The 3,597-nt window shown below is 57.4% G+C and carries 3 protein-coding genes; 1 reads left to right on the top strand and 2 read right to left on the bottom strand.

What is annotated here, in order from left to right; translation table 11 throughout:
* Positions 1–318: 318 nt before the first annotated feature.
* Both GNZ12_RS08890 and GNZ12_RS08885 read right to left on the bottom strand, forming a co-directional pair.
* Entirely contained in the window at positions 319–831 is a 513-nt protein-coding gene (locus GNZ12_RS08890; RefSeq protein ID WP_172309991.1) for a GNAT family N-acetyltransferase, read from the bottom strand.
* Positions 832–913: 82 nt separating this feature from the next.
* The gene (locus GNZ12_RS08885; RefSeq protein WP_172309990.1) at positions 914–1,426 is read right to left on the bottom strand and encodes a GNAT family N-acetyltransferase; all 513 of its coding nucleotides are present in this window, start codon (positions 1,424–1,426) and stop codon (positions 914–916) included.
* A 660-nt stretch (positions 1,427–2,086) separates the two neighbouring features.
* Between GNZ12_RS08885 and GNZ12_RS08880 the strand changes: the two genes are divergently transcribed.
* A complete protein-coding gene (locus GNZ12_RS08880) occupies positions 2,087–3,277 on the top strand; it encodes a TIGR03118 family protein (protein WP_172309992.1) in 1,191 nt (396 codons plus the stop codon).
* Positions 3,278–3,597: the final 320 nt, after the last annotated feature.

Genomic DNA, 3,597 nt, shown 5'->3' with positions numbered 1-3,597 from the left:
CGCCCATGCCGACCGCGTACGCCACCGTGATCGACTCCTTGTGAACGTCCAGACCGACATACACCGTGCTATCGTTTTCCATGCTGGCCTCCGCGCTGGAAATCGCCGGGTGTGCCCCAGTGCACACCATGCGGCTCTGGCAGTAATGCTAGCCCGCGTCTGATTCCTCGCGGCGGGCCAGCCGCTGACTCACGGAAAGTCATACTGCCTAAACCGCTCGCGTTTCTCGACAGCGGACATTCCGGGAACCACGGTGGACACGTCGGTCGCTGTATTTTCAGTGATGCTTATCATCGGCTAATGAGCGCAAGAAGCTCGTCAATCCCTTGCGACCATCACCTTGTTCTCGTGTTTGATACCGCCGAGTTCAAAGTACGCGATCCCGTCCTGTGTCATTCCGCGAGCGCGATAGAAAGAAATCGCCTTCTCGTTTTGGGAGTTAACGATTAACCAGACCGCTCGATTTCCGGTTCTAGCCATCGCAACACCTCGGGCGTGGGTCAGCAATGCCGATCCAATTCCACAGCCAGCAAACGAATCTTGGATGTAGAGTGTTTCAATCTCGGTGGGAACATCGGCATGGTGCGAACCGAAGCGCATGACGATATAGCCGGCAAGATTGGCATTGGCTTCGGCAACCAATAGAACGATGCCCGGATCGTTCAATAGAGCCAGGATATTTTCTGGCGTAAATTTCGCCGTAACGTACTGCGCAATGACTTCAGACACGCCCGCTGCAGCATAGGTATGCACCCACACATGTGCGCCCAGTACCGCGATACGCGCTGCGTCGTCCGGTCTGGCTGCTCTTATCGAATGTGTAGTTTTCATTTTGTGTCTTTGTATAATTCGCTCGTGAGGCAGCGCTGACGCGCGAGGAAGAGTTCGCGATGTGTGGACTGTCATGCTGGGTCTAGCACGACATGTTCGCAAGCAACGCCCATCGTTCGTGATCCCGCCATTCACCATTAATGCGAAGATAGCTTGGTGAAAAACCTTCCTGCTTGAAACCTAACCGACGCACAAGTGAGATCGATGCGACGTTCTCCGGTTGAATGTTTGCCTCTAGACGATGCAACCCAAGCTCGCTGAATGCATAATCAACCGCCGCTCGAAGCGCCTCGGTCATGAATCCAGTCCGGCTGAAGTTTGACATCCCGTAGTAACCGAGATAGGCGCTTTGAAAGGCACCTGCAACGATTTCGTTAAGATTGATCACGCCGACAACCCTATTATTCGATGCGGTTTCGCGCGCAACCAGGCCGACGTTCGACCCGGTGAGTCCGCGCGCAAACCAATTGTCGAATCCCGCCTGATCTGTAAACGAAGTCACCCACGGCAAGTGGTATTCCTGATTTTTTGAGTTCGCGGCGATCAAATCCGCGGCGTCAGCGCGGATCACGCGCGTGAGTCGAATGACACTCATAGTTCTCCATCGGATAAGTGTATGCGGGGGACGGATTGTCGCCGATCTGATAGAGAAGGATCAACGTCCCAAATTGGCCGGGTACTGCCTCATGCGATTGGCATACCTGCTTCAGCCTTGCACGGCTGCGGTCGCCAGCACGCGACCCTTTGCCGTCATTCGAGCCTACGCAACGGCAACGGCTGTTTTCGAAGTCCAACGGCTACTCGCAGCAGAAAGGTATGACACAGCGAGCCACGTAAACACTCGGCGAAGTCGCCTTGAAACGGCTGGGTCATGAAGGCGACGGTCGCGTCCACTTAATGTTGGGCGCCAAGGTATCCAAAGTCAGCACCGAATTGGTACACGGTTGCTGGGGATGGACTTACTTTGTGCGAGCGAACTGAACGGCCAGGCGGCGTCGGTAAATTCACCGCTCGAGTTCTGTGACAGTGCCGTGAATTTATCGTGACTCACTCAAAGTATTGCTTAAAGCGCTTAAAGCACGTTCTGATCCATGAATCAAGTCGAAGGGCCGACGCCCTATCGCGTCATTCGACCGGGTGGCAAGTGGAATTTTTTGAAGGACAGCGGGAATATTTGAAGGACAGCGGTCGTTTAGCCTCCTCTGGCGCCTACTCGCGGAGCAATTTCTCACCAGTCAGACTAAGGAGGGTACTCATGTCACAGGTTTCTTGGGGGCTCAAAGCGGCGGCCGTGATCGTCCTCGCCGCCGGTTTCACAATCGGGCATGCCGCTGACGATGATGCTTACGTCGTCACACCACTCGTGTCCAACCTGGCAGGCGCTGCCCCGAAGGTCGACGGGGTACTACAGAACGCTTGGGGTATTGCCTTTAGTCCGGCAGCAAGTCCGTTCTGGATCAACGACAATGCCACAGGCTGCTCCACGCTGTATGACGGCGAGGGGGCAAAGGTGGCGCTGCAGGTCTCCATCCCGCTGCCAGGCAATGTCATACCGGCCAGCGCCTGTCATCCCGTCTTTCCCAACAATCCACCGAATCCCACGCCTGCGGCGCCGACCGGAATCGTGTGGAATCCCTCACCGGCGTTTCTAGTGCCAGGTACCACGATCCCGGCCGCATTCATCCTCGCGACCGAGGACGGCACGATTTCCGCTTGGGCCGGTGGGTTGAATCCGGCGAATAACGCCGTGATCGCGGTCGATAACTCGTCCTCTCCATCCGCCGCCAGCGGGGCCGTCTACAAGGGTCTCGTCTTCGGTGTGAACGAGAATGGAGCATTCCTGTTTGCGACGAACTTTCGCTCGGGTCGGATCGATGTATTCGGGCCGAGCGGCGGTACGAACGGCTTGTTCACGCCCGCGACGACGGACGGCGGCTTCGCCGATCCAGACATCCCGGCCGGCTACGCGCCGTTTGGCATCGCGAACATCGATGGCGACCTTTTCGTCACCTATGCGCAGCAGAACAATCAGAAGCACGACGATGTTGCAGGCAGAGGTCATGGATTCGTCGATGTATTCGATACAGACGGCCATCTGCTGCGCCGCTTCGCCAGCCGAGGGGCGCTCAATTCGCCCTGGGGAATCACGCGCACATCATTTGCATTCGGCCGCTTCAGCGGCAAGATCCTGATTGGCAACTTTGGCGACGGCCGAATCAATGTCTTCAACGATGACGGCACGTTCGTCGATCAGTTGGAGGATGCGTACCGCAATCCATTGGCTATCGACGGCCTGTGGACGCTGACACTCGGTGGCGGCCGCAACTCGAGCTCGGACGCGTTGTACTTCTCGGCAGGTCCTAACAAGGAGGTCAATGGACTGTTCGGGACCATAGCTCCTATAGGCGACTCGAAGGCACGAGCGTCCGCTCAGCACAGTCAATAGCCGGCAGTCGCGCGCGGCTCCCTGGCAGTGACCTCGTCACCGCCAGGAAGTGGCGAGCGTGCAGCGCGATGGGGCTGTAGGTGCCCTCACGAACATCGCGGACAAGATGAGCGTAGACCTCGCCCACATTGATCGTCGTACCCACCGGAGACCGCGACCTTGTCCGGGAGTCGCAAATGTGCCGTTTGCGATTTACCGCGGGGGACGTCCGACGAGCTGGAGGCCGCGAGAATGATCAATCTCGCGGCGCAGATTGGTGCGCCAGTCATCTGACAGAAACCGTCAGGATCAATGCGGCCTCCGGCAGGCTTCGGCCCGGA

It is taken from the genome of Paraburkholderia solitsugae, assembly GCF_013177695.1.
Lineage (GTDB): Bacteria > Pseudomonadota > Gammaproteobacteria > Burkholderiales > Burkholderiaceae > Paraburkholderia > Paraburkholderia solitsugae.
The sequence above is the reverse complement of the archived record's forward strand: the minus strand, read 5'-3'. Positions and strand labels throughout refer to the sequence as shown.

Excerpts from the sequence above, each read along its gene's own strand:
- GNZ12_RS08890 (WP_172309991.1), bottom strand. The coding sequence starts at position 831 with ATGAAAACTACACATTCGATAAGAGCAGCCAGACCGGACGACGCAGCG.
- GNZ12_RS08885 (WP_172309990.1), bottom strand. The coding sequence starts at position 1,426 with ATGAGTGTCATTCGACTCACGCGCGTGATCCGCGCTGACGCCGCGGAT.
- GNZ12_RS08880 (WP_172309992.1), top strand. The coding sequence starts at position 2,087 with ATGTCACAGGTTTCTTGGGGGCTCAAAGCGGCGGCCGTGATCGTCCTC.